At 64.7% G+C, this 24106-nt stretch carries 26 protein-coding genes; 17 read left to right on the forward strand and 9 right to left on the reverse strand.

The window, feature by feature from the left end; genetic code table 11:
- Positions 1-198 precede the first annotated feature (198 nt).
- Together MTR72_RS07010 and MTR72_RS07015 are read left to right on the forward strand one after the other, a co-directional pair.
- Entirely contained in the window at positions 199-468 is a 270-nt protein-coding gene (locus MTR72_RS07010) for a hypothetical protein (RefSeq protein WP_280968121.1), read from the forward strand.
- 26 nt (positions 469-494) lie between these two features.
- Complete coding sequence (locus MTR72_RS07015) at positions 495-701, forward strand: DUF6494 family protein (RefSeq protein ID WP_063708629.1); 207 nt, start codon at positions 495-497, stop codon at positions 699-701.
- A gap of 138 nt (positions 702-839) precedes the next feature.
- On the opposite strand, the gene MTR72_RS07020 is transcribed toward MTR72_RS07015, so the two are convergent.
- Positions 840-1535: a DUF1013 domain-containing protein gene (locus MTR72_RS07020; protein ID WP_280968122.1), complete on the reverse strand. Its 696-nt coding sequence runs from the start codon at positions 1533-1535 to the stop codon at positions 840-842.
- Positions 1536-1790: 255 nt separating this feature from the next.
- Between MTR72_RS07020 and ispH the strand changes: the two genes are divergently transcribed.
- The 3 genes from ispH to rnhA are packed head-to-tail and all read left to right on the forward strand — an operon-like array spanning position 1791 to position 4210.
- Entirely contained in the window at positions 1791-2759 is a 969-nt protein-coding gene (ispH, locus tag MTR72_RS07025) for a 4-hydroxy-3-methylbut-2-enyl diphosphate reductase (RefSeq protein WP_280968123.1), read from the forward strand.
- Between the two features lie 6 nt (positions 2760-2765).
- Positions 2766-3749, forward strand: a complete 984-nt coding sequence (locus MTR72_RS07030; protein WP_280968124.1) for a homoserine kinase — start codon at positions 2766-2768, stop codon at positions 3747-3749.
- Positions 3746-4210 carry a ribonuclease HI gene (gene rnhA / locus MTR72_RS07035; RefSeq protein WP_280968125.1) on the forward strand — a complete coding sequence of 155 codons (465 nt, stop codon included), beginning with the start codon at positions 3746-3748 and terminating at the stop codon, positions 4208-4210. Before MTR72_RS07030 ends, rnhA begins: the two co-directional genes overlap by 4 nt.
- Positions 4211-4380: 170 nt before the next feature.
- Here rnhA and MTR72_RS07040 read toward each other — a convergent pair whose 3' ends face one another.
- From MTR72_RS07040 to MTR72_RS07065, 6 genes are all read right to left on the reverse strand, one after another.
- Positions 4381-4866 carry a peroxiredoxin gene (locus MTR72_RS07040; protein ID WP_279374667.1) on the reverse strand — a complete coding sequence of 162 codons (486 nt, stop codon included), beginning with the start codon at positions 4864-4866 and terminating at the stop codon, positions 4381-4383.
- Positions 4867-4974: 108 nt separating this feature from the next.
- Positions 4975-5529 carry a DUF924 family protein gene (locus MTR72_RS07045; RefSeq protein ID WP_280968126.1) on the reverse strand — a complete coding sequence of 185 codons (555 nt, stop codon included), beginning with the start codon at positions 5527-5529 and terminating at the stop codon, positions 4975-4977.
- A gap of 18 nt (positions 5530-5547) precedes the next feature.
- Positions 5548-7233, reverse strand: coding sequence for a long-chain fatty acid--CoA ligase (locus MTR72_RS07050; RefSeq protein ID WP_280968127.1), 1686 nt, complete (start codon positions 7231-7233; stop codon positions 5548-5550).
- Between the two features lie 194 nt (positions 7234-7427).
- Complete coding sequence (locus tag MTR72_RS07055) at positions 7428-8921, reverse strand: serine hydrolase (RefSeq protein WP_280968128.1); 1494 nt, start codon at positions 8919-8921, stop codon at positions 7428-7430.
- Positions 8922-9098: 177 nt separating this feature from the next.
- Positions 9099-10895 (reverse strand): glucan ABC transporter ATP-binding protein/ permease, encoded by a 1797-nt coding sequence (locus MTR72_RS07060; protein ID WP_280968129.1) that lies wholly within the window; start codon positions 10893-10895, stop codon positions 9099-9101.
- Positions 10896-10982: 87 nt separating this feature from the next.
- A complete protein-coding gene (locus MTR72_RS07065) occupies positions 10983-12032 on the reverse strand; it encodes an ABC transporter substrate-binding protein (RefSeq protein WP_341510254.1) in 1050 nt (349 codons plus the stop codon).
- A 226-nt stretch (positions 12033-12258) separates the two neighbouring features.
- Between MTR72_RS07065 and MTR72_RS07070 the strand changes: the two genes are divergently transcribed.
- From MTR72_RS07070 to MTR72_RS07100, 7 genes are all read left to right on the forward strand, one after another.
- Positions 12259-12627, forward strand: coding sequence for a hypothetical protein (locus tag MTR72_RS07070; RefSeq protein WP_280968131.1), 369 nt, complete (start codon positions 12259-12261; stop codon positions 12625-12627).
- Positions 12628-12745: 118 nt separating this feature from the next.
- Positions 12746-13150, forward strand: a complete 405-nt coding sequence (hisE, locus tag MTR72_RS07075; protein WP_280968132.1) for a phosphoribosyl-ATP diphosphatase — start codon at positions 12746-12748, stop codon at positions 13148-13150.
- A 45-nt stretch (positions 13151-13195) separates the two neighbouring features.
- Positions 13196-13798: a YqaA family protein gene (locus tag MTR72_RS07080; RefSeq protein WP_280968133.1), complete on the forward strand. Its 603-nt coding sequence runs from the start codon at positions 13196-13198 to the stop codon at positions 13796-13798.
- A gap of 50 nt (positions 13799-13848) precedes the next feature.
- Entirely contained in the window at positions 13849-14382 is a 534-nt protein-coding gene (locus tag MTR72_RS07085; protein ID WP_280968134.1) for a hypothetical protein, read from the forward strand.
- Positions 14383-14418: 36 nt separating this feature from the next.
- Positions 14419-15819, forward strand: a complete 1401-nt coding sequence (locus MTR72_RS07090) for an aspartate ammonia-lyase (protein WP_280968135.1) — start codon at positions 14419-14421, stop codon at positions 15817-15819.
- Between the two features lie 218 nt (positions 15820-16037).
- Complete coding sequence (locus MTR72_RS07095; RefSeq protein ID WP_280968136.1) at positions 16038-17006, forward strand: NAD(P)H-dependent flavin oxidoreductase; 969 nt, start codon at positions 16038-16040, stop codon at positions 17004-17006.
- Positions 17007-17179: 173 nt separating this feature from the next.
- Positions 17180-17953, forward strand: coding sequence for a thioesterase family protein (locus MTR72_RS07100; protein ID WP_280968137.1), 774 nt, complete (start codon positions 17180-17182; stop codon positions 17951-17953).
- Positions 17954-18392: 439 nt separating this feature from the next.
- On the opposite strand, the gene MTR72_RS07105 is transcribed toward MTR72_RS07100, so the two are convergent.
- Positions 18393-19955, reverse strand: a complete 1563-nt coding sequence (locus tag MTR72_RS07105) for an AMP-binding protein (RefSeq protein ID WP_341510255.1) — start codon at positions 19953-19955, stop codon at positions 18393-18395.
- Between the two features lie 107 nt (positions 19956-20062).
- On the opposite strand from MTR72_RS07105, the gene MTR72_RS07110 reads away from it, so the two are divergent.
- The 4 genes from MTR72_RS07110 (at position 20063) to MTR72_RS07125 (ending at position 23132) form a co-directional block, all read left to right on the forward strand.
- On the forward strand, positions 20063-21040 hold the full coding sequence (locus MTR72_RS07110) for an NAD(P)H-dependent flavin oxidoreductase (RefSeq protein ID WP_341510256.1): 978 nt from the start codon (positions 20063-20065) through the stop codon (positions 21038-21040).
- A gap of 230 nt (positions 21041-21270) precedes the next feature.
- Entirely contained in the window at positions 21271-21519 is a 249-nt protein-coding gene (locus tag MTR72_RS07115) for a hypothetical protein (RefSeq protein WP_280968140.1), read from the forward strand.
- 132 nt (positions 21520-21651) lie between these two features.
- Complete coding sequence (locus MTR72_RS07120; protein WP_280968141.1) at positions 21652-22347, forward strand: hypothetical protein; 696 nt, start codon at positions 21652-21654, stop codon at positions 22345-22347.
- A gap of 89 nt (positions 22348-22436) precedes the next feature.
- The gene (locus tag MTR72_RS07125) at positions 22437-23132 is read left to right on the forward strand and encodes a hypothetical protein (protein WP_280968142.1); all 696 of its coding nucleotides are present in this window, start codon (positions 22437-22439) and stop codon (positions 23130-23132) included.
- Between the two features lie 168 nt (positions 23133-23300).
- Here MTR72_RS07125 and MTR72_RS07130 read toward each other — a convergent pair whose 3' ends face one another.
- The gene (locus MTR72_RS07130; protein WP_280968143.1) at positions 23301-23525 is read right to left on the reverse strand and encodes a hypothetical protein; all 225 of its coding nucleotides are present in this window, start codon (positions 23523-23525) and stop codon (positions 23301-23303) included.
- A gap of 246 nt (positions 23526-23771) precedes the next feature.
- On the opposite strand from MTR72_RS07130, the gene MTR72_RS07135 reads away from it, so the two are divergent.
- Positions 23772-24062: a hypothetical protein gene (locus MTR72_RS07135; protein ID WP_280968144.1), complete on the forward strand. Its 291-nt coding sequence runs from the start codon at positions 23772-23774 to the stop codon at positions 24060-24062.
- Positions 24063-24106: the final 44 nt, after the last annotated feature.

A 24106-nucleotide genomic window follows, 5' to 3' on the forward strand; every position in this document is an offset into this window, starting at 1 on the left:
CGCTGTAGCAATCCTCGCTGTCATCACCCGCGAAGGCGGGTGATCCAGTATTCCAGAGGCGGTGAGGGATGCGGAGAAGCTGCGGCGTACTGGATTTCCCGGCCTTCGCGGGGAATGACAGTGGGGAGAAACGGCACCTTGCCGACTTACAATTTCCGCATTCCGCGTTACACAGTGCCGGCCAACAGAGGATCCCTGATGCCACCCGCCACCGCGTCGCGCCTTCTCACTACCGCTCTGCTCGCCATTGCTCTCTGCGGCTGCTCGGCGCGCTATCAGACGCCGGTGGCGATGGGCGGTGACGACGACGATGCGGTCTGCCAGAGCCGCGGCTATGCGCAGGGCTCGCCCGAATACGTCGCCTGCCGCAAGGACCGCGACGTGCAGCGTAACGCCGCCATCGCCCGCTCCGACCGCCGCCAGCGTGATCTCGGCGAGTACATGCTGAACCATCCGGAGCGGCCGTGAGCCGCTTCCGATCTACGGAGGCCACCATGAACGAAGACCAGTTCAACACCAGCTTGCGCAAATTCCTGAAGCAAGTCGGTGTCACCTCGCAGCGCGAGATCGAGAAGGCCGTGCGCGACGCGATCGCGGCGGGCCGGATCAAGGGCCATGAGAAGCTCAACGCCAAGATGGTGCTGACGATCGACAGCGTCGGACTCGTCCACGAGGTCAACGATACGATCGAGCTGGGCTGATTGCCGTTCGCGCGAGCCGCACGTTGACGGCTTCCGCGCCGACGATGGGTGCGATCTTCATGACAAGTCCAAATAAAAACGCGGCGGGTTGGCCCGCCGCGTTCAAACTGGCTTCGAAAGCGAACCGAGAGAGGAGTCTTACTCCTCCTCGTCCTGCTTCTTGCCGCCGAGCGTCTTCAGCTTGGCGAACACGGCGTCGACGTTGAGATCGTCGCTCGACTTCTCCGCGCCCTCGTATTCCGATTCCTTCTTGGTGGTCTCGGAGGCCGGCAGCAGGGTTGCGCCGCCATAGGCTGCGTCGATCGGCTTCTCCTTGGCCGCGCGCTGCACCTCGAAATCGAGCTCGATCTGCGAGCAGAGGCCGAGGGTGACGGGGTCGATCGGCGTCAGCGAGGACGTGTTCCAGTGGGTGCGGTCGCGCACGCTGGCGATCGTGCTCTTGGTCGTGCCGACCAGGCGCATGATCTGGGCGTCCTTGAGCTCCGGATGGTTGCGCAGTAGCCAGAGGATCGCGCTCGGCCGCTCATGACGGCGCGACACCGGGGTGTAGCGCGGGCCCTTGCGCTTGGGCTGGGGTGGCAGCACCACCTTGCTCTCCTGGAGGCGGAGCCGGTAATCCGGATTGTTCTCACCCTTCTCGATCTCCTCGCGGGTGAGCTGGCCGTTGGAAATGGGGTCCATGCCCTTGATGCCCTGGGCGGCGTCGCCGTCGGCGATCGCGCGCACCTCCAGCGGGTGCATCTTGGTGAAATCGGCGACCTGATCGAAGGTCAGCGCCGTGTTATCGAGCAGCCAGACGGCGGTCGCCTTGGGCATCAGAGGTGCGTTGCTCATGGCAAATCTCCTTTGTGCTTCGCCCACCCCTCTGGAGGCGAAACCGGTGGTCATCAGCGATGACGGGAATTAACGCCTATATAAGCCGCGAGGGGGCAATTACGCAATGGTTCTGCTATAGATAGTGCCTTGACAGCGCCCGAAAGGGGGCCCAAGTCCCTGTAAGTCTGAGCAGACCGTACCTAAGCCCTATTCCATCCATAGACCGCGCCCCGGCCTTTTGCCCGAGGGGTGATTCGGTCCCGAGATCGCTTCATGTCAGCCAAACCAGACCTCAAGATCGTGCTTTGTTCTCCCCGTGGCTTCTGCGCGGGCGTGGTGCGGGCCATCGACACCGTGGAGCGGGCGCTCGATAAATACGGCGCCCCGGTCTATGTTCGCCATGAGATTGTGCACAACAAGTATGTCGTGGATGGGTTGAAGAAGAAGGGCGCCATCTTCGTCGAGGAACTGGCCGAAATCCCGGAAAACACCACCGCGCCGGTGGTGTTTTCGGCCCATGGCGTGCCGAAGTCGGTTCCCGCCGACGCCCAGTCCCGCAACCTGTTTTCGCTGGACGCGACCTGCCCGCTGGTGACCAAGGTGCATCGCGAGGCCGCGATCCACTTCAAGCGCGGCCGCGAGATCTTCCTGATTGGCCATTCCCATCACCCCGAGGTGGTCGGCACGCTCGGCCAGCTTCCGCCCGGCGCCGTGACCCTGATCGAGACCGCCGAGGACGCCAAGACCATCACGCCGAAGGACCCGAACAATCTCGCCTTCGTGACCCAGACCACGCTGTCGATCGACGATACCGCGGAGATCGTCGCGCTCCTTAAGGAGCGCTTCCCGAACATCAATGGGCCGCACAAGGAAGACATCTGCTACGCCACCACCAACCGCCAGCTCGCGGTGAAGAAGGTGGCGCCGGTGGTGGATGCGCTGATCGTCGTCGGCGCGCCGAACTCGTCGAACTCGCAGCGTCTGCGCGAGGTCGCCGAGCGCGAAGGCTGCAAGGTCGCGGTGCTGGCGCAGCGCGCCGCCGACATCGACTGGACCAAGTTCGGCAACATCAAGAGCCTCGGTATCACCGCGGGTGCGTCGGCACCCGAGGTGATCGTCGAGGAGATCATGGACGCCTTCGCCGAGCGCTACACGCTGCATGTGGAGACGGTCTCGGCCGCGGAAGAGAACGAATTCTTCCCGCTGCCGCGCTCGGTGCGCCCCGAAGCTGCTGCCGAGTAGCTCTTTATGGCGGTCTACACCGACGTCGCCGCCGACGAGCTAGCGGAATTCTTGAGTCAATACGATCTCGGCGAATTGCTCTCCTACAAGGGCATTGCCGAGGGCGTCGAAAACTCCAACTTCCTGCTGCACACGAGCAAGGGCTCGTTCATCCTCACGCTCTATGAGAAGCGCGTGGCGAAGAACGACTTGCCGTTCTTCCTCGCGCTGATGACGTATCTCGCCGAGCACGGCATCACCTGTCCGCTGCCGGTGAAGGGCAGGGACGGCGAGGCGCTGCGCGAGCTCGCAGGCAGGCCAGCGGCGATCATCACGTTTCTCGAAGGCGTCTGGCCGCGCAAGCCGACCGCCACGCATTGCGCCGGGGTCGGCGAGGTGCTGGCGAAGATGCACCTGGCCGGCACCAACTTCACGGTTCGGCGCGCCAATGCACTCTCGGTCTCCGGCTGGCGGCCGCTGTTCGATTCTGCCGCCGCCCGCGCCGACGAGGTGCAGCCGGGCCTGCGCGGGTTTCTCGCCGCCGAGCTCGACTATCTCGAGAGCGGGGTCTGGCCGAAGCACCTTCCGGACGGCGTGATCCACGCCGACCTGTTCAACGACAACGTCTTCTTTCTCGGCGACCAGCTCTCGGGCATCATCGACTTCACTTTCGCCTGCAACGACATGCTGGCCTATGACGTCGCGATCTGCCTGAACGCCTGGTGTTTCGAGGCGGATCATTCCTTCAACGTCACCAAGGCGCGCGCTTTCCTGAATGCCTATGGCCGCGTGAGAAAACTGACCGAGGCGGAAGAGGCCGCGCTGCCGCTGCTGGCGCGCGGCGCTGCGATCCGCTTCCTGCTGACGCGGCTGGTCGACTGGCTCAACGTGCCGCCCGGCGCGCTGGTCAAGCCGAAGGATCCGCTGGAATATGTCCGCAAGCTGCGCTTCCACCAGAGCGTCTCAAGCGTGCGCGACTACGGGCTGATGCCGTCAGGACTCGTTGCGTGAGCGCGCTGCCCAACGTCACCATCTACACGGACGGCGCCTGCTCGGGAAATCCCGGGCCCGGCGGCTGGGGCGCGATCCTGAAGTTCGGCGACAAGGAGAAGGAGCTGAACGGCGGCGAGCGCCACACCACCAACAACCAGATGGAGTTGATGGCGGCGATCTCGGCACTCGAAGCGCTGAAAAAGCCGTGCACCGTCGATCTCTACACCGACAGCCAATATGTCCGGCAGGGCATCACTGGCTGGATCCATGGCTGGAAGCGCAACGGCTGGCGCACCGCCGACAAGAAGCCGGTCAAGAATGTCGAGCTATGGCAGCGCCTCGATGCCGCGCTGAAGCAGCACGAGGTCCGCTGGCACTGGGTCAGGGGCCACGCCGGCCACCCCGAGAACGAGCGTGCGGATCAACTCGCGCGTGACGGGATCGCGATGGCAAGGCTGCAGCAAAGGGTGCGGGAGTAGTTTTCGACGTCGTCTCAGACGCCGATAAACTTTTCTCCGTCATCGCCCGGCTTGACCGGGCGATCCAGTACGCCGTGGCGGCGTTGTGAATCTCGAAGCCTCTGGAATACTGGATCGCCCGCTTTCGCGGGCGATGACAGTCGTAAACGTGGCGCGAGGCTCGTCTTGCCTTAAAGCTGCCCGAGCAGCGTATCGCCGCCGGACACCTCGACCTTGCCGGGCATCGCTTCGAGGTTCAGCTTCTTCACCACGCCGTCCTCGACCAGCATCGAGTAGCGCTTGGAGCGGATGCCGAGGCCGTTGGCGGAGGCATCGAGCTCCATGCCGATCGCCTTGGTGAAATCGGCATTGCCGTCGGCGAGGAAGGTCGCCTCGTCGCGCTGGTCGGTGTCGCGCTTCCAGGCATTCATGACGAAAGCGTCGTTGACGGAAACGATCGCGATGGTGTCGACGCCCTTGTCCTTGATGGCATAGGCGTTGAGGAAGATGCTCGGCAGATGCATCTTGTGGCAAGTGCCGGTGTAGGCGCCGGGCACCGCGAACAGCGCCACCTTCTTGCCCTTGAAAATGTCGTCGGTGGTTTTCACCTGCGGACCTTCCGCCGTCATCACGCGGAATTTCGCCTCGGGCAGCTTGTCGCCAACTTGGATCGCCATCGTCTGTCTCCCTGGAAATCGGTTCCGCTTTGTAGACCGGGCGGCCGGGCCGCACAATATTTCCAATGCGGGAAGCGGCGAAGGTTGCGGCTCTTCACCGTGATGTCATCAGCCGGCAAAGCCGCCACTGTCGAGGAACGCCTGTTCCTCCTCCGTGGTGTCGCGCCCGAGGATGCGGTTGCGGTGGGGGAAACGCCCGAACCGGCGAATGATGTCGGCGTGCTCCTCGGCGTATTTCAGGTTCTTGGTGTTGTCGGTATCCCGAAACAGCGCGACGCAATGTAGCTGGTCGGGCAGATGCTCGGAATGCATGAAGGGCAGGTAGAAGAACTCGCGCAGCGCGGAATCGATCCGCTTGTCCGCGCCGCGGGCGAGTGCGCGGCGGGCCACCGCGCGCGCCAGTGCGTCGCTGGAAAACGTCAGGGGATCGCCGCGGAACATGTTGCGGGGAAACTGATCGAGCACGATGACGAGCGCCAGCGCGCCGTCATCGCTCGCCTCCCAGGGCGACAGTTCGCCGGCGGCGGCCTTGCGCCATAACGCAAGAAACCGGCGCCTCACTTCCGCGTCGAAGGCCGCGTCGCGCTTGTACCAAAGGTCGCTGCCGGCCTCGCGCCAGAACGCGAGAATGCCGGCCGGTCCGATGTCGGCAAGCTCAGTCATGAACGAAAGAGCAGCGGCTCACGCCGCCTCCGCCTTCTTCTCGTCACGCAATTGCCGGCGCAGGATCTTGCCGACATTGGTCTTCGGCAGGTCGGTCCGGAATTCGATCTGCTTGGGCACCTTATAGCCGGTGAGCTGCTCCTGGCAGTACTTGATCACGTCTTCCGCCGTGAGGTTCGGGTCTTTCTTCACCACGAAGGCCTTCACCGCCTCGCCCGATTTGGAATCGGGAATGCCGATCACGGCGCATTCGAGCACACCCGGATGGCTCGCGATCACTTCCTCGATCTCGTTCGGATAGACATTGAAGCCCGAGACCAGGATCATGTCCTTCTTGCGGTCGACGATCTTGGTGTAGCCCCTCTCGTCCATGACGCCGATGTCGCCGGTGCGGAAATAGCCGTCGGCCGTCATCACTTTCGCGGTCTCGTCGGGCCTGTTCCAGTAGCCCGCCATCACCTGCGGGCCCTTGGCGCATATCTCGCCGGGCTGGCCGAGCGGCACCTCGTTGCCGTCGTCGTCACGGATCGAGATCCAGGTCGAGGGCACCGGGATGCCGATCGAGCCGGAGAACTCGGTCGTGGTCGCCGGATTGCAGGTGAGGGTCGGTGAAGTCTCCGACAGGCCGTAGCCTTCAGCGATGAAGCAGCCGGTCACAGCCTTCCACTGCTCGGCGACCGGGCGCTGCACCGCCATGCCGCCGCCGTTGGAGATCTTCAGCTTGGAGAAGTCGAGCTTCTTGAAGTCCGGATGATGCATCAGACCGTTGTAGAGCGTGTTGACGGCCGGGAAGCTGTTCACCTGGTACTTCGCCAACTCCTTGATGAAGCCGGGGATGTCGCGAGGATTGGGGATCAGGAGGTTGCAGCCGCCGGCGCGCACCGCCAGCAGGTAACAGGCGGTCAGCGCGAAGATGTGATAGAGCGGCAGCGCACAGACGATCATGAGCTGCTCGACATGCGGCGGTGCGTTGAGCGCCGGCTGGAGCCAGGCATCGTTCTGCAACACGTTGGCGACGATGTTGCGATGGAGCAAGGTGGCGCCCTTGGAGACGCCGGTGGTGCCGCCAGTATATTGCAGGAAGGCGACGTCGCCGGGCGAGAGCTTCGGCTTGTTGAACGTGATGCCGCGGCCGGCCGACAGTGCCTCGTTGAAGGGCACTGCGCCCGGCAGCGACCAGGCCGGCACCATCTTCTTCACGCGGCGCACGACGAGATTGACGATCACGCCCTTGAAGCCGAGCAGGTCGCCCATACTGGCGACGATCACGTGCTTCACCGGCGTCTTGGCGATCACCTGCTGGACGGTGTGGGCGAAATTCTCCAGCACGATGATGGCTTCGGCGCCGGAATCCTTGAGCTGGTGCTCGAGCTCGCGCGGCGTATAGAGCGGGTTGACGTTCACCACCGCAAAGCCGGCGCGCAGCACGGCGGCGGTCGCGACCGGATATTGCAGCACGTTCGGCATCATGATCGCGACGCGCGCGCCGCGCTGCAGGCCACGACCTTGCAGGTAGGCCGCAAGCGCCAGCGACATCTGGTCGAGGTCGCGGTAGCTGATCGCCTTGTCCATGCAGATGAAGGCCTTGCGGTCGGCGAACTTGGTGAAGCTCTCCTCCAGGAGGTCGACCAGCGATGCGTATTGCGTCGGCTCGATATCAGCGGGCACGCCGGGCGGATATTGCTTGAGCCAGATACGCTCCATGGAAACTCCCCTCCTTGACCAGAGCCCGTTGTGTCTCGGGCTTGCCTCGTTGGCGTCAGTATCGAGCCTGCCGGAACCGGTGGCAAGCCGCTGAGGCTTAGGGCAAAGGGCGAGGGGAGGCTACTGGAATCGGCGGAAGTCGCACTGTCGCACCTGCGAAGTGCGGACGCAGCGTTGCCTGCCGCTCCACCATCTTAACTGTTGTTGGGCGCCGGCTTGGCCGTGGGTTTGGTCGCTGCCTTGGGCTTGGCGGGCTTGGTCGCCTGATCGCCGTTGGAGGCTGGTTTCGCCGCATCGGACTTGGCCGCGGCATGTTTGATCGCGGCCGGCTTCGCCGCGGGCTTGGTGTCGCTCTTGGCATCGCCCTTGGCGCCAGACTTGCCATCAGGCTTGGCATCAGGCTTGGCGGCTGCGGTCCTGGCGCCCTTCCAAGCGTCCTTGTTTCCGTCCTTGGGGTTGTCCGCCGCGTCGGGCTTCTTGGCCGCGACGCGCGACTTCTTGCCACGCGCCTTCGGGGTCGCCTGCTGGTCGGCATCGGCGGCAACCGCCGCGATCAGAGCCGCGCCGGTGCGGGTCGGGCCGGTATACACCGGCACCGGCTCGGCGGGCGCCGCGGCCGAGGCCATCAGGTCCGAGGCCTTCATCAGGGGCGGTTGAATCCCGGCGGTGAAGAAGGTCACCTGGGCTTCGCCGCCAGTGGCCGAGGCGGACCCGGTCGGCCCGGTATTGGTCGCGATCATCGCATCGTCGTCATCGCTCGCAGGCCGCTTGCGGTGACCGCCGCACATCTCTTCGCGCAGGTTCGGCGGCGAGGCATCAACCGGCACGAGGTTCTCGACGGCGCCGAGCGAGGGGCGCAGCCACGACAGATTGTCCTGCGAGAAGCCGCGCTCGAGGAGCTGCGCCGCCTTCACCGCGCGCGCGGTGCCGGAGTTGGCGCCGAGCACTACCGCGATCAGCCGCCGTCCGTTGCGCGTGGCCGATGCTACGAGATTGTAGCCGGAGGCGCAGATGAAGCCGGTCTTGAATCCGTCGGCGCCCGGATAGCGGCCGATCAGCTTGTTGAAATTCGGCGTGACGCGCTTGCCGAAGCGGATCGCCGGGATATGCACGAAGTATTCGTACTCCGGCAGGTCGCGCAGGAACGCGCGTGCGAGAATGCCGAGGTCGCGCGCCGAGGTGATCTGGCCGTCGGCGGGCAGGCCGTTCGGATTGACGTAGCTCGTCTGCGTCATGCCAAGCTTCTGAGCGGTCTGGTTCATCATCGCGGAGAAGCCGTCGATCGAACCGCCGACGCCTTCGGCGAGCACCACGGCCATGTCGTTCGCCGACTTGACCATCATCATCTTCAGCGCGTTATCGACGGTGAGCTGCGTTCCCGGACGAAATCCCATCTTGGAAGGTGATTGCGAGGCCGCGGTCGGCGACACCGTGAACAGCGTGTCGAGCGTGATCTTGCCGTCCTTGACCGCCTTCAGCGTCACATAGGCGGTCATGATCTTGGTGACGGACGCCGGGTACCAGGGAATGGTCGCGTTATCCGCCTGCAGCACCTTGCCGCTGTCGGCTTCGATCAGCAGCAACGCTTCGGCATCTGCGGCGCGCGGCGCAAGCAACGCGGCGAGCGCAAGCGTTGCGGCGAACAGGTTCGACAGCGAATGGCGAAGCAGCGGGCGAAAGACGTGCACTATCCGATTCCGGTCCTTGGAGACCCGCCGGTTCAGGAGGGCTCTCGCGATCTGAGTTTCGAATTTTGAAATCCGGCGCCGCCGCTCGCGGCATCGCAAACCTATACCGGCTCGTGCGTCGAGAACAGGGGGCTTGGCGGGGTATTCAGCGATCAAATAGGCTGAATTTCGACGGCCTTAAGAGGACGTGGCCGCCGATGCCGCTGCCTCCGCCGCCGTCACGCTGGCCCGTGCGCTCTCCTGCACCATGAACTGGGCCCTGGCGAGCTCGGCGAAATGGCCGCCTTTGGCCACGAGTTCATCGAAAGTTCCGCTCTCGATCACCCGGCCATTCTCGAACACCAGGATCCGCGTGGCGTTGCGGATGGTGGAGAGGCGGTGCGCGATCACGAAGGTGGTGCGGCCCCTCATCACTTCATCGAGAGCGGCGTTCACCTTGGTCTCGGTGACCGCGTCGAGCGCGCTGGTTGCCTCGTCCAGGATCAGGATCGGCGGGTCCTTGAGCAGCGCGCGCGCGATCGACAGCCGCTGCCGCTCGCCGCCGGACAGCATGCGGCCGCGCTCACCGGCATTGGTCTCGAAGCCGCCGCTCCGCTCGATGAATGCGAGTGCCTGCGCGCGCTCGGCGGCGAGCCGCATCTCGGCGTCCGTCGCATCGGGCTTGCCGACGCGCAAATTCTCCGCGATCGAGCGGTTGAACAGCAACGCCTCCTGGAACACCACACCGATGTTCCGCCGCAGCGACGTCAGCGTGATTCCCCGCACGTCCATGCCGTCGATCTTGATGAAGCCGGATTGCGGGTCGAAGGCGCGATGCAGCAGTGCGATCGCGGTGGACTTGCCGGCGCCGGTCGGGCCAACCAGCGCGATGGTCTGGCCGGGCAGTGCGGTGAAGGAGAGATCCTCGACCGCCGGCCGCTTGCCGTCATAGGAGAAGGTGACGTCGTGAAATTCGACGAGGCCGGACAGCCGTCCGGCGTCGATCGCGTCGGGCCGGTCGTGGACTGCGGGCACGGCGTCGAGCACGTTGAAGAACTCGCGCAGGCGCGGCGCCTCCATGAATACGTTGTTGATGAAGCTGACGACCTGTTCGAGCTTCTGGATCAGCAGCGTCGCGAAGCTCACGAACATCACGATCTCGCCGACCGTGGTCAGTCCCCGGTCGTGCAGCGCGATGCCGAGCGTAAAGATCGCGAGCACGGTGATGGTGGTGGAGGCGCGCGTGATCACGGTGACGAGCGCCCACCAGGACAGCACCGGCATCTGCGCCGCGAGCAGTTGATCTGCGACGAAGCGCAAGCCCTGCACCTCGGATTCGACGCGCACGAAGCTCTGCACCAGCGCGACATTGCCGAGCGCGTCGGAGGCGCGCGCGGAGAGGTCGCTGTAGTGCTCCTCGACCGCCATCTGCATGCCGTAGGTCTTGCGCACGACGAAGGTCGTGAGGCCCGTAAAGACGATGCAGAGCACGAACAAGAGGATCGCGAGCCGCCAGTTCAGATAGAGCGACAATGGCAGCAGCACCACGACGGAGAGGATTGCGGCAAAATGCTCGCGGAAGAAACCGAGCCACAGCCGCCACAGCGCGTCCGTCCCGTTCAGCATCACTTTCATCAGCCGGCCTGAATGGGTGCCGGAGTGGAAGGTCAGCGGCAGTTGCAGGATGTGCTCGAAATAGCTTGTCAGCACCGCCTGACGCTGACGATGGGCGAGGCGATCGGCGTGCAGCGCAACAAGCGCACTGCAGGCGATGGTAAACAGCCCGAACGCGACCCAGGCCCAAAGAAACGGCCAGGCCGAGGTTGAGCCGGCGACTGTCTTGCCGGAGAGCACGTCGACGATGCGGCCGAACAGCACGGGCTCGGCGAACTGTGCGCCTGCAAGCAGGAGATTGGCGACCGCCAGCAGCCAGCCCAGCCGCGCCTCTTTGCCGAGCAGCTCAAGGACGCGGGTGTAGAGGCGGAGTATGGACATGCGGGCGACCAACTCGGGCGAGCCAGGATGAGTTCGTATTCTAAACAGGGATCACCCGCGAGATACAGCCGTAGCTGCCAGTTTTACTCAATTGATCAGGCGCCCTTCGACCGGCGGCAGGAACTGCGCATCGAAGATATCGCCGGCCGTCGGCCGCTTGCGGAATTTGAAATCCTGCGCGATCTGGTCGATCGAGCGCTCGAGGCGCGCGGGATCGACGTCGCCGAGGCCATTGCGGCGGACCTCGTCGGTCAGAACGTTGTCGGCGAGCACGGTGCGCAGGCGCTCGAGCTCGAGGTCGCGTTCGCCGTTGTCCATGCGGCTCACGACCTCCTCCACGGCGCGCTCCGGCTCCTTGACGGTGGCGTTGATGCCGGTGACCAGCGCGCGCACGAAGCCTTTCACTGCGTCGGGCTTCACTGCTGCGAAGGCGGGGTTGACCACCACGGCAAAGCCGTAGGCCTCGCAGCCATAGTCGGCGTAGCGCAGTACGGCGAGATCGCCCCCCGGCACGCCGCGGTCGCGCAGGTTCACCGCTGAAAGATAGGGGAAGCCCGCCACCGCATCGACCTGCCCGGCCGAGAGGATCGGTTCGCGCACCGCTGCGCTCATTTTGTGGAATTTCACGTGCGAAGCGGTGAGGCCGTTGTGCTGCGCCAGCGCCGGCCACAGGCGGATCGACAGATCGCTCTCGGCAACGCCGACGGTCTTGCCGTCGAGATCGGACAGAAGGTGAATGCCGCGGCTCTTGCGCGCGACGATCGCGTAAGGCGCGCGGTTGAACAGCACGAACACCGCCTTGACCGGCGGCGCATCGGCGCTGTCGCGGAAGCGGATCAATTCGTTGATGTCGACGAGCGCGAGATCACTGTCGCCTTTGGCAACGCGCGCAAGCGCCTCCGGCGATCCGGCCGCACTGGTGAGCGAGACGGCGAGATGCTCGGCGGCGAACCTGCCGTCCTTCATCGCCACGAAGAACGGCGCCATGCTCGATTCAATCGGCCGATCGAAGGCGAACCGGATCGCGACCGACGGCGCGACGGTCTCGGCGGCACTGACGTCGCGCACGGTCAGCGCGGTCAGCGCAATGAAAAGTGACAGCAGGCCGCGAAGGGCGATCGTCCTGAATCCGAACATAAGCGGCGCCGGTCCGCCTTTATTATGGTTTGGTGACGCTTGACGATGTGTGCAGCGCCCGCTCACGGCTATCGTGCAGGATCGAAGATGAACGGCTGATGAGCGGCGGTTGCGTCACGATTACGCAACCCCGTTCAGCTTGCGTTGGGGTTGGGGAACCCAACATGGGATGCGCGGGTTTGAGAGGCATGAGCCTGTCCGCAGGCACCATTGGAGGTCCCGAAACATGTTTGACCAAGTTTCCAGATTTGCCGGCCGCAAGGCCGTTCTCGCCACCGCGGCCGTGCTGGCCCTGACCACCGTCGCACCGACGGCGTCGTTCGCAGGCGGCCGCCACTGGCATGGCGGCGGCGGAGCGGCTGCCGCCGCGGCCATTGCCGGCATCGTCGGCACCGGCCTTGCGATCGCCGCGTCCCGCAACGCCTACGCTTATGACTACGGTCCGGCCTATTACGGCGGCGGTCCCGTCTATTATGGCGGCCCTGCCTACTACGGCCCCTATTACGGTCCGGGCCCGGACTATCAGGCGCAGCGCTACGGCGGCACTGCGCCGGCCGAGCTCTGCGGCCAGGGCTACTTCACCAACTGCTACTAACCTTGGCTACCAAAGGTTGACCACAACAGGCCGTCGCGCTTGCCGCGACGGCCTGTTTCTTAGGTTTTGCCATCGGACGTTAACGCGCTCGCCATTGGTTTGGAGTAGTTTCGAAGACATGAGTGATTCGCTTGAGCGGCTATATCTGGCTGTGCTCGCGGCCAGGGATCTTGATCCGGCAACATCGCGCACGGCCCGGCTGTTTCAGCGCGGGCCAACCAAGATGGCGAAGAAGCTGGCCGAGGAGGCCATCGAGGTCGTCATCGACGCGGTCCACGGCGATAGCGAGGCTGTGATCAGGGAAAGCGCCGATCTGCTCTACAATCTCACCGTGCTCTGGGCTTCAGCCGGCGTGCGTCCCGACGACGTCTGGCGCGAGATGGCCCGGCGCGAAGACATGCTCGGCATCGCCGAAAAGCTGCCGAAGTCGCCGATGAAGCTGCCCAAGGTCGCCTCACCGCGCGTCGCCGCCCGGCGGCCAATCGTCGCGCTCGAGGGCCGCGCCTCGCGCAAGCGCCACTAGAAGCGGCACAAACCGGACCAATCTTGTCATGGACAAATCCGTCCCATGGTGCTTCATCGCGGCGCCATGCTGAAACGTATCTACGACTGGTGCATCGACGCCGCCCACAAGCCCTACGCGCTCTGGATCATGGGCGCCGTGTCTTTTGCAGAGAGCTCATTCTTTCCGGTGCCGCCGGATGTGATGCTGATCCCGATGTCGCTGGCGCGCCCGCAGCGCGCCTGGGTCTATGCGGCAGTGTGCACCGCCACCTCGGTGCTCGGGGGCATCCTAGGCTACGCCATCGGCGCGCTGCTCTATGACTCGGTCGGACACTGGCTGATCCAGGTCTATGGCCTCGGCGACAAGGTCGACGCTTTTCGCGCTTCTTATGCCGAATGGGGCGCCGTGATCATCCTGCTCAAGGGGTTGACGCCGATCCCCTACAAGCTCGTCACGATCACATCGGGCTTTGCCGGCTACAATATCGGGCTGTTCATCCTGTGTTCGATCGTCGCGCGCGGCGGACGCTTCTTCGTCGCCGCCGTGCTGCTCAACCGCTATGGCGACTGGATCCGCATCAGGATCGAGCGGCATCTCGGCCTTTGGGTGGCGATCGGCGCCGCCGTGCTGGTGCTCGGCTTCGTGATCGCGATCAAGCTGGTCTAGCGCCTTGCGAGGCGCTTTGCTGCGGCGCCGGCTTCGGCTACGCTTGCACCATGATGGTTCGATCCGGCGACACGGTCGCTCGACTCCGGATGATTGTGACTGCGGGGCTGCTGCTCCTGCCTGGCACCGCCGGCCCCGGATGGGCCCAGTCACCCGCGCCGTCGCTCGGCCTTCGGGAGGCGGGACCCCAGGCGCCGCCGCAATCGACGCCTGCTCCGTCGGGGCCGCCGACGGGCGAGGAGAATCCGGGGTTGATCAACGAAATGGGCAAGCTGTTCGGCAGGCTGCCCTCGATCCTGCCGCTGAAAAGCTCGAGCGACACGATGGACGGCCTGTCGCGGCTGGCGAAGCCGTCGACCATCGTGTCGGGCCGCGTTGCCTGCCCGGCTTCGGCGAACGGCGCGCCCGATTGCAAGCAGGCCGCTGACCAGCTTTGCCAGGGCAAGGGCTACAGGGAAGGCAAGAGCCTGAACGCCGATTCCGCCGAGAAGTGCTCGGCCAAGGTCCTGATTCCGGGCAGGCAGCGCAAACCGGACGACTGCCGCACCGATACTTTCGTGACCAGCGCGCTGTGTCAGAACTAAAGGCGTGACGCCGCGCGTGAGCAACAAGGAGCGCCCATGAGCCGGACGGAGCAGGACTTCCTCGGACCGCGTGAGATCGCCGACGACATCTACTACGGCGTCCAGACCATCCGGGGGAAGGAGAACTTCCACATCACCGGCATTCCGATGAGCCAGGAGCCCTATTTCGTGAAGGCGCTCGGCTACGTCAAGAAGGCCGCGGCCATGGCCAACCGTGATCTCGGCGTGATCGACGGTAGGGTCGCCGATGCGATCATCGTCGGCTGCGACCGCGTCATCGCCGGCGACATGATGGACCAGTTCGTCACCGATTTCATCCAGGGCGGCGCCGGCACCTCCACCAACATGAACGCCAACGAGGTGATCGCCAATCTGGCCCTGGAATCGCTCGGCTTTGCGAAGGGCGACTACCAGCACGTCAGTCCCAACGACCACGTCAACTACGGCCAGTCGACCAACGACACCTATCCGACCGCCTTCCGCCTCGCGCTGATCCTGCGGCTCGAGAGCTATATGACGGCGTTGCGCCAGCTCCAGGAGGCCTTCTTCACCAAGGGCCGCGAGTTCGATCGTGTGCTCAAGATGGGGCGCACGCATTTGCAGGACGCCGTGCCGATGTCGTTAGGGGCCGAATTCCGCGGCTGGGGCACCACGATCGGCGAGGAGGTCGACCGCATTTCGGAAGCGCGCGCGCTGCTGCGCGAGATCAATCTCGGCGCCACCGCGATCGGCACGTCGGTCACCGCCGCACCCGGCTATCCCAAGCTTGCCGTGCGCCATTTGAGCGTGCTGACCGGCGTCGACTTCATGCTCGCGGGCGATCTCGTCGAGGCGACGTCGGACACCGGCGCCTATGTGCAATTGTCCGGCGTGCTCAAGCGCACCGCGAGCAAGCTCACCAAGATCTGCAACGACATCCGCCTGCTCGCCTCCGGCCCGCGCGCGGGCCTAAACGAGATCAACCTGCCGCAACTCCAGCCGGGCTCATCGATCATGCCGGGCAAGGTCAATCCGGTGATCCCCGAGGTCGTCAACCAGACGAGCTTCCTCGTCATCGGCCTCGACACCACGGTGACGCTTGCCGCCTCCGCCGGTCAGCTCCAGCTCAACGTGATGGAGCCGGTGATCTCATTTGCGCTGTTCTTCTCGATCCGCACCATGGAGCGCGCGGTCAACAGCCTGCGCGAGAACTGTGTGCTCGGCATCACCGCAAACGAGGAGCACACACGCAACATGGTGCTCAACTCGCTCGGCATCGTCACCGTGCTAAAACCGCTGCTCGGCTACAAGCAGTGCGCCGAGATCGCGCGCGAGGGCTACAAGAGCGGCAAGTCGCTGCACCAGATCGTGGTGGTCGAGCGCAAGCTGCTGACGCAGGACAAGTGGGACGAGATGTTCTCGTTCGAGCGGCTGATCAATCCCGATCTGATCGCGTGAACGTTCATGGCGCGATGGATTCCGGGTTCGCGCTCCGCGTGCCCCGGAATGACGAAGCGGGAATTGAAACGAACCCGCATCGCGAATTCCGCGCCTTGGAATTGCGGTAATGGCGTCCGCCGACGGCGTGAAAACGCAATACTTGACAGTGGAAAGATTGCCTTGTTGGTATGGCCGTCAAGCCTTCGATTTGTCCGGCAATAGAGGATCGTTTCGCTATGTCCATGCCTGCCTTGTTCAAAGGGCGCCTGTCGATCCCCGTGATCGGTTCGCCGCTCTTCATCATCTCGGTGCCCGATCTCGTGATCGCGCAGTGCAAGGCGGGCGTGGTCGGTTCGTTTCCGGCGCTGAACGCGCGTCCGGCGGAACTGCTCGACGAGTGGCTGGCGCGGATCACCGAAGAGCTCGCGGCCTATGACCGCGCCCATCCCGAGCAGCCCTCGGCGCCGTTCGCAGTCAACCAGATCGTGCACAAGTCGAACAACCGGCTCGATCACGACATGCAGCTCTGCGCCAAGTACAAGGTGCCGATGATCATCTCCTCGCTGGGCGCGCGCGAGGAGCTCAATCAGGCCGTGCATGGCTGGGGCGGCATCGTCTTCCACGACGTGATCAACCAGAAATTCGCGCACAAGGCGATCGAGAAGGGCGCCGATGGGCTGATCCTGGTCGCGGCCGGTGCCGGCGGCCATGCCGGCACGATCTCGCCGCTCGCCTTCGTCGCGGAAACGCGCAAGTGGTTTGACGGTCCGATCGCGCTGTCGGGCGCGATCGGCAACGGCAAGGCGATCCGTGCCGCGCGCATTCTCGGCGCCGACTTCGCCTATATCGGCTCCGCCTTCATCGCCACGCAGGAAGCCAATGCCGTCGAGCGCTATAAGGAGATGATCGCAGGATCGACGGCCGACGACATCGTCTATTCCAACCTCTTCACCGGCGTGCACGGCAATTATCTCAAGCCCTCGATCCTCGCCGCCGGCATGGATCCGGAAAACCTTCCGACCTCCGATCCCTCCAAGATGAACTTCGGCACCGACGCCTCCGGCGAGCGCGCCAAGCCGAAGGCCTGGAAGGAGATCTGGGGCTCGGGCCAGGGCATCGGCAGCATCGAAAAGGTCGTGCCCGCCGCCGAACTGATCGCGCGTTTCAAGAAGGAATATGACGAGGCGATCGATCCGCCGCTGTGATCAAAGCCGTCGTTCGGCATCTCTCATCCGTCGTCCCGGATAAGCGCAGCGTAGCGGAGCGCAGATCCGGGACCCATAATCACAGGACGTACTCTGGGTAGTGGGTCCTGGCTTTCGCCAGGACGACGAGCTGTTTGGCCGGCTACTGCTCACGACAACAGAGAAATGAAACGATGACCGCCATCTACCGTGTCGACGGCTACAGCGTCGTCACCAGCCCGGATGCCGCCGGCCCGTGGGACCGGCGGATGCAGCACGGCTCGGCGCCGGCCTCGCTCGTGACCTGGGCGGCCGAACGCATCCCGACGCAGGTCGCGATGGACATCGCGCGCGTCACGATCGACCTGATGCGGCCGGTGCCGGTGGCGCCGCTCACCATTGCGACCGAGGTCTTGCGTGAAGGACGCAAGATCCAGCTCTGCGAAGTCAAGCTGCTGGCCGAAGGCGTGCAGGTCGTCGGCGCGACCGTGCTCAAGATCAAGCGGCAGGCGCTGACGCTGCCCGACGACGTCAAAGAGCTGCCGGTCGCGTTGCCGTCGCCGGAAGAGTCTCTCGCCGAGGATGGTCACGCCGCCACCAGCCCGTTCGTGCGATCGGTCTCGATGCGCGCCGCGCGCGGCCGCTTCGGCCAGGCCGGCGCCGGCGCGATCTGGTTTCGCGTCGACCATCCGCTGATCGAAGGCGAAGCGATCTCGCAGGCGATGCGCGCCGTGGTCGCCGCCGATTTCTCCAACGGCACCGCCTCGACGCTGGATTTCCGGGCCTGGACCTACATCAATGCGGATCTCACCGTCAGCTTTGCGCGACAGCCGGTCGGCGAATGGATTTTGCTCGACGGAGAGTCCTGGATCGGCGCGGACGGCGCCGGGCTTGCGATGTCGCGGCTCGCAGACAGGCAAGGATATTTTGGTCGCGCGGTGCAGAGTCTCGTGATTGAGAAACGATGAGCATGACCGGGGGCGCACCGCGGTTGCTCCCGAAGCCAGTTGAATGGCAGGCTTCCGCCGCCGCGGAAGGGATGCCCTGGTCGCGAACCTCTTCTTGTCCGGAGGTCTCTTGTTCGACGCCGGCGTCCTGCCTTTCAACTGCCGTAGACGATCTTGATCTCCCACAGCAGAACAATGATAGCCGTGATCAACGTGACCGCAGCCAACGCACTTTCCAAGGAAGCGACTCTCATTTGATACTCCGCTTCCCAGCCCCGTTAGCGGTCTAGTTGATTCGTTGATTCGCCTGCAATTGCGCGCGCATCGAGCTCGCTCACTCCGTGGCGCGTTGTTGTGCGGCGGCCACAACAACACCGTAAAATCCCGGACGCAAATACTGCTACGCACCAGCTTTTCGCGCGACGCGTGTGCTCCGAACCCGGCGTTGCAATCTGAACGATTACCCCACCATCCGGTCTCGCCCGCTCCAGAAGCTCGCGCGCAGCACCTTCTTGTCGATCTTGCCGACGCCGGTCATCGGCAACTGCTTGACGAATTGGATCTGCTTCGGCGCATGCGCCGGGCCCTTTCGGGATTTCACCAGGTTGATCAGCTCATCCGGGTTGGGCTGGGCTCCTTCGCGCGGCACGACGACGGCGGTGACAGCTTCGCCCCATTTCTCGTCGGGAATGCCGACGACCGCGACCATCGCTACGTCCGCATGTTGCGACAGCACGTCCTCGACTTCCCGCGGAAAGATGTTGAAGCCGCCGGAGCCGATCATGTCCTTCTTGCGATCGAGGATGAACATGTAGCCGCGTTCGTCCTTGCGCGCGATGTCGCCGGTGTGCAGCCAGCCGCTCTTCAGGGTCTCGGCAGTGATGTCCGGCCGCTTCCAGTATTCCGCCATCACGTGCGGGGCGCGCACGCAGATCTCGCCGGCTTCGCCGGTCTTCACTTCCTGGTCGTTGTCGTCGAGAATCCTGACCTCGCAGGCCGCGATCGGGAAGCCGCAGGACAAAAACAGCTCCGGCGTCTTCGGATCATGGTCCGCTTTGCGCAGCACCGAAACCGGGTAGCATTCGGTCTGGCCGTAGAGCTGCGAGAACACCGGTCCGATCCGCTCGATGCCCTCGACCAGGCGGCTTGGTGACATCGCGGACGCGCCATAGAGCACGAGCTCCAGCGAGGAGAGGTCGGTGTTGTCGAGCGCGGGATGATCGAGCAGCACGTAGATCATCGTCGGTACGAACAGGGTGAAGTTGATGCGTTCGCGCGCGATCGTGGTCAGCACGGCCTCGGGATCAAAGCCCTTGAGCATGTGCACGGTGCCGCCACGCATCAGAGTCGGCAGCACTTTTGTGCCGGCGACATGGCTGATCGGGGCGACCGTGAGATAGCGTGCGCCGTCCGGGATTTCGAAGTCGGCAAGGATCGCGGCGGCGGCCCCGCCATTTTCGCGGTGATAGCGTAGCGCACCCTTGGATTTGCCTGTCGTGCCGCCGGTGTAGTTCAGTGTGGAGAGATCGTCAGGACCGGCAAGGCAGAGCGCGCTGGCATGGCCGGCCGCTTCAATAGCTTTCAGGAGATCGACGCCGTAATCCGCCGGGCCCATCGTGAAGACGGCTTTGAGCTGCGTTGCCTTCGCGGCCAGTTCGCCGCCGCGGTCGCGGAAAGCGGCGGCATCGACCACCAGCATCTCGGCTTCGGAATCCTCGAGCTGGAAGAGCTGGTCGTTCAGCGATCCCAGCGGATGCAGCCAGGTGATGCAAAGCCGCGACAATTGCGCGGCCACGCCGGCGCACCAGGTGTCGGCGCGGTTTGCAGTCAGGAAGGCAACACGGGCGCCGGGCTGAAGTCCGATCCGCATGAAGACGCCCTGGATACGGCCGATCAGATCGATCGCGCCCTGGTAGGTCAGCGACCCGCCGGGCCAGGCGAAGGCGGTGCGACCAGGATAGCGCGACAGTGCGCGTAGCGTCTGCGCGCAAGTCGGGGGCATTGCGTGGACCGGATCGGGCATATGTTTCCTCGTTGCTTTGTCATCGGCTCCTGAGCGTGCCAATGTTGCCGCAACGCTAGCACAGCGAATGCGGGATGGAATGGCGGAGCCCGCGCAAGGAGGCATGGGTGACGTCCGACCGGCTGCAACGCTTCCGCGATCGTCTCAGCCTGCCGCTGATCGCGGCGCCGATGTTTCTGGTGTCGGGCGTCGAGCTCATGGTCGCGGCCTGCCGCAACGGCGTGATCGGCAGTTTTCCAACCGTGAATTGCCGTAGCACGGAACAACTCGAGCAATGGCTGGACGAGATCGCAGCGCAGCTAGAGCTGCATGCGGATCAGACCGGCCGCAAGCCGGCGCCGCTCTGCCCGAACCTGATCGTGCATCGCTCCAATACGCGGCTGGAAGAAGATCTCGCCGCGCTGCTGCGACGCAGGCCGGAGATCGTCATCACCTCGGTCGGTTCGCCCGCGCCGGTGCTGAAGCCGCTGCATGATGCCGGCGCGCTGGTGCTGGCGGATGTCGCCTCGATCCGGCATGCCGAGCGCGCGGCTGAAGCCGGCGCCGACGGGCTCGTGCTGCTCACCGCGGGCGCCGGCGGCCAGACCGGCTGGCTCAACCCGTTCGCCTTCGTTCGCGCGGTGCGCGCGTTCTTTGACGGCATCATCGTGCTCGCGGGCGGCATCAGCGACGGCCGTGCGCTCCATGCCGCCGAAGTGCTCGGCTGCGATCTCGCCTATATGGGCACGAAGTTCATCGCCACGCGCGAGAGCATGGCGGATGACCGCTACAAGCAGATGCTGGTCACAAGCAGCGCCGACGACATTTTGCTCACCACCGCGTTCACCGGACTTCAAACCAACATGCTGAGGCCGTCGATCGTGGCTGCCGGTCTCGATCCGGACGACCTTCCGGCGCGCGGCGCGATCGACATCGGCAAGGACATCGACATCACCGCGCGCGAAAGCCGCCCGAAGCGCTGGCGCGACATCTGGAGCGGCGGACATTCGACATCCGGCGTGACCGACGTGCCGGGGGTCGACGATCTCGTCGCGCGTAGGATTGCGGAATATCGCGGAACGGGCGGGGCGCAGCGCGGCGGGTGAGGGGGAGCTTCCGCGAATCCAACTTTCACCGTTTGTGTGGAGACAGCCCCTCACCCCGACCTTCTCAGCGCGAGCGAAGCTCGTCGCGGCTCCGCGAAGAGCGGGGAGAGGGAGAAGAAGCCGCACGGTTAATCCCGCACTCCTGCGGTTCGCCGCGCTTAACGGCAGATTAACCATCACCCGCCAAGAATCCTCTCAAGGGCGCCAATCAGGACCGAGAGGGACAGGCGATGGACTTCGATTTTCTCAACACCAAGACGTCGGCGTCGATGGATGAAATCCGCATCCGCGTGGCCCATGCGCTCGCCCGTCATCCGCTGTGCCGAAACGTGCGCTTCGATATCCTCAGCGTCCCCCGTACCCGCCGGGGCGGCAATTGGACGGTAACGCTGCAATCGGTCGAGCCGCGTGCCGTCTGGGAGGCCTCCGAGATCGTCGCCGACATCCAGGACGCCTATGACCTCGCGATAGCTGCCTGATTCATTGAATGTTCCGGCCAGTGTCGCCCCAGTCCCAGCGAATTCCGCCGTGGCGGCACGGTTAGGCCTTATTTACCGCCCAGTTTCCGGGCAGTGATCACGTGGACTTGAAAGCCGGACGCGGAGAGACGTTTGTCCAAAGCCATCACCATCGTCGCGCTGACCTGCGTCCTCGTCCTCGGCGCCGCGGCCACCGCCATTCTCGGCCGCGACAGCGTGCCCAGCGTCAGCGCCGAGATGATCACGCAGGCCCCGCCGCCGAAGCCGGTCGCTGCCAACCGCGCCGCCAAAGCCGACCGCCTGATCCCGACGCTGGCGCTCGCCTCGGCTGCGATCGAGCCGGTGCAGACTCAAACTGAAATGCCTGCGCTGACCGAGCCGCTTCGCCAGGCCTTCGCGGCGGCGACGCCGTCCGACTTCGCGATGCCCAAGGAAATGTCCAAGGCCAGCGCGCCTGATGCGCCGGCGCATGCCGTCGAGGCTCCCGCCAAGCCGAAGGTGGCAAAGCCGCAGCCGCAGAAAGCCTATTCGCTGCTCTCTGACGTGCAGATCGCCGGCATCAGGGATCGGCTGAAGCTGTCCTCCTCGCAGGAATATTACTGGCCGTCGGTCGAAACCGCGCTGCGCAACGTCGCCCGCAAGATCCAGGCGAACAAGCTGTCGAATCCGAATGCGCCGGGCGTGCCGATCGATCCGAATTGCGATGAGATCGCGCAGTTGAAATCGGCCGCGATGCCGTTGCTGTTCCAGTTGCGCGACGACCAGAAAGAGGAAGTGCGCAAGCTCGCCCGCATCATCGGACTGGAAAAGGTCGCGCAGCAGATCTGACGCGAGTTCCCCCTCGGGACCGCGCTTCTGCCTTCAGGAACATCCGGTAATCCCCACGCGTTGCCCGCTCCAAAAGACGGAGTGGACCAATGCGCGCCTCGACAGCCTATTTCGTCGGTGCCGGAACAATCATTGCGGCGATCGCGATTGGTCTCGGCGGCGGCATCGTCGCCGGCAACATCATGAATCCGATCGCGCCCAAGCAGGGCCCTGACACCGCCACGGAGTGGCGCGCCGAATCCGCGGGCGCGGAGAGCGCGCGATCCGAACGCATCCAATATCTCGCCGGCTCGCAGGCTTTCGGCGCCACGATCGCCGCGCCGGCGCAGCCGCACGACGAAGCCAAATCTGAAGCGAAATCCGAAGCAAAGGCTGACGCGAAACCGCAAGCGCAGACCACTCAGGCCAAAGCTGAACCTCCGGCGCCGCCGCCACCGCCGCGGAATGCAACAGAAGAGTCGAAGCGGACAGCCGTACACAGCGTCAAACCTGCTGAGCAGCAGGCATCGACCGAGCCGGCATCCTCGCCCGAAAACGCCAATGCGAGGGCGAAGGATTCCGACGTGAAACGGGCGGCCTCCGAGCGGCGCCGCACCGAACGGCGCGAGCGCTGGGCCGAGCGCCGCCGCAACGAATTCCGCGATTCACGCGGCATGCGCGATCGCACCGACTGGGATGATGTTGCGCGCAACATCCGCGAAGATTCCGACGCCCGCGACTTCGCCGCGCGCCCCCGCGGCGGCTTCCCGCAGATCAGGCTGTTCGGGCCGGATGATGATGATTAGGGCGACAGGCCGACTGGTGGGCGATGGCGAGACCTACGTCGCAAACTCGCCTCGTCATTCCGGGATGCGTGCGTAGCACGCAGGCCTGGAATTTCATTCATTAGCTCGTAACGTGGCGAGAGGGATTCCGGGCTCGCGCCGTTGGCGCGCCCCGGAATGACGGTTACCTCAACCCCCGTGCGATTCCACCACCTTGCGGCAAGCGTCGGAGAGCTTTGCCTTGTTGTCGCGCAGGCAGGCGTTCATCTGCGGCGGCTTGCCGATATGTTCGGCGCAGAATTTGCTGGCGTCGCCACGACAGGCCATCTGCTCCTGCGGCGTGGGCCCGGATTGCGCCGACGCGGGAAGGGCGGTCGCGGCGAGCAGCAGCGCGGCAAGAATCGAAGTCTTCATAAAGCACCTCTTTCTCGAATTGTCGTAGTCCGGTTTGAGATCAAGCGGCGCGACCTTTGCGCCCCGGCCGATGGCCGGTCCATGCCATGTTCATGGCATCGGGGGTGCCGGCCTTGCGCCGCAACGACCGCCGCACCCCATCTTCATGGCATGTATCGGCGCGCCGTCTTTTGCCATTGAGGCCGCACGTCGGCTGCGAGACCCGGTAATCGCATCGGGACGCCGAACGGGAAGCAGGAGAGCAAGATGTTGAAGAAGGCAGGAGCGTTGAGCGCCGGCTTGACCATCATGGCGCTGGCGGGTGCGGCGATGGTGTCGCTGGGCACGAGCCCCGCGCAGGCAGTGGTCTATTGCAAGACCGTCGGTGTGCCCAAGGGTTGCGTGGTGCGGCCGACCGCGGCCGTGGTGGTTGCACCGGCTGCGCCGGTTGCCGCGGCGGCGGTGGCGACGCCCGGCGTGGGTGCGCCCGGCGTCGGTGTGCGGGCTGGCACGCCGATGAACCGCGGCGGTCCCGTCAACCGCGTCGGTGTGCGCTGAGCTCTTTCGTCACCCTGCCCCATTCTTGTCCGCCGACGCTTTAG

The sequence above is a fragment of the Bradyrhizobium sp. ISRA442 genome (genome assembly GCF_038085055.1).
GTDB lineage: Bacteria > Pseudomonadota > Alphaproteobacteria > Rhizobiales > Xanthobacteraceae > Bradyrhizobium.

What these genes read in the sequence shown, in the direction of transcription:
- MTR72_RS07010 (WP_280968121.1), top strand. Translation starts at nt 199, where the DNA reads ATGCCACCCGCCACCGCGTCGCGCCTTCTCACTACCGCTCTGCTCGCC.
- MTR72_RS07015 (WP_063708629.1), top strand. Translation starts at nt 495, where the DNA reads ATGAACGAAGACCAGTTCAACACCAGCTTGCGCAAATTCCTGAAGCAA.
- MTR72_RS07020 (WP_280968122.1), bottom strand. Translation starts at nt 1,535, where the DNA reads ATGAGCAACGCACCTCTGATGCCCAAGGCGACCGCCGTCTGGCTGCTC.
- ispH (WP_280968123.1), top strand. Translation starts at nt 1,791, where the DNA reads ATGTCAGCCAAACCAGACCTCAAGATCGTGCTTTGTTCTCCCCGTGGC.
- MTR72_RS07030 (WP_280968124.1), top strand. Translation starts at nt 2,766, where the DNA reads ATGGCGGTCTACACCGACGTCGCCGCCGACGAGCTAGCGGAATTCTTG.
- MTR72_RS07040 (WP_279374667.1), bottom strand. Translation starts at nt 4,866, where the DNA reads ATGGCGATCCAAGTTGGCGACAAGCTGCCCGAGGCGAAATTCCGCGTG.
- MTR72_RS07045 (WP_280968126.1), bottom strand. Translation starts at nt 5,529, where the DNA reads ATGACTGAGCTTGCCGACATCGGACCGGCCGGCATTCTCGCGTTCTGG.
- MTR72_RS07050 (WP_280968127.1), bottom strand. Translation starts at nt 7,233, where the DNA reads ATGGAGCGTATCTGGCTCAAGCAATATCCGCCCGGCGTGCCCGCTGAT.
- MTR72_RS07060 (WP_280968129.1), bottom strand. Translation starts at nt 10,895, where the DNA reads ATGTCCATACTCCGCCTCTACACCCGCGTCCTTGAGCTGCTCGGCAAA.
- MTR72_RS07065 (WP_341510254.1), bottom strand. Translation starts at nt 12,032, where the DNA reads ATGTTCGGATTCAGGACGATCGCCCTTCGCGGCCTGCTGTCACTTTTC.
- MTR72_RS07070 (WP_280968131.1), top strand. Translation starts at nt 12,259, where the DNA reads ATGTTTGACCAAGTTTCCAGATTTGCCGGCCGCAAGGCCGTTCTCGCC.
- hisE (WP_280968132.1), top strand. Translation starts at nt 12,746, where the DNA reads ATGAGTGATTCGCTTGAGCGGCTATATCTGGCTGTGCTCGCGGCCAGG.
- MTR72_RS07080 (WP_280968133.1), top strand. Translation starts at nt 13,196, where the DNA reads ATGGTGCTTCATCGCGGCGCCATGCTGAAACGTATCTACGACTGGTGC.
- MTR72_RS07085 (WP_280968134.1), top strand. Translation starts at nt 13,849, where the DNA reads ATGATGGTTCGATCCGGCGACACGGTCGCTCGACTCCGGATGATTGTG.
- MTR72_RS07090 (WP_280968135.1), top strand. Translation starts at nt 14,419, where the DNA reads ATGAGCCGGACGGAGCAGGACTTCCTCGGACCGCGTGAGATCGCCGAC.
- MTR72_RS07095 (WP_280968136.1), top strand. Translation starts at nt 16,038, where the DNA reads ATGTCCATGCCTGCCTTGTTCAAAGGGCGCCTGTCGATCCCCGTGATC.
- MTR72_RS07100 (WP_280968137.1), top strand. Translation starts at nt 17,180, where the DNA reads ATGACCGCCATCTACCGTGTCGACGGCTACAGCGTCGTCACCAGCCCG.
- MTR72_RS07105 (WP_341510255.1), bottom strand. Translation starts at nt 19,955, where the DNA reads ATGCCCGATCCGGTCCACGCAATGCCCCCGACTTGCGCGCAGACGCTA.
- MTR72_RS07115 (WP_280968140.1), top strand. Translation starts at nt 21,271, where the DNA reads ATGGACTTCGATTTTCTCAACACCAAGACGTCGGCGTCGATGGATGAA.
- MTR72_RS07125 (WP_280968142.1), top strand. Translation starts at nt 22,437, where the DNA reads ATGCGCGCCTCGACAGCCTATTTCGTCGGTGCCGGAACAATCATTGCG.
- MTR72_RS07130 (WP_280968143.1), bottom strand. Translation starts at nt 23,525, where the DNA reads ATGAAGACTTCGATTCTTGCCGCGCTGCTGCTCGCCGCGACCGCCCTT.
- MTR72_RS07135 (WP_280968144.1), top strand. Translation starts at nt 23,772, where the DNA reads ATGTTGAAGAAGGCAGGAGCGTTGAGCGCCGGCTTGACCATCATGGCG.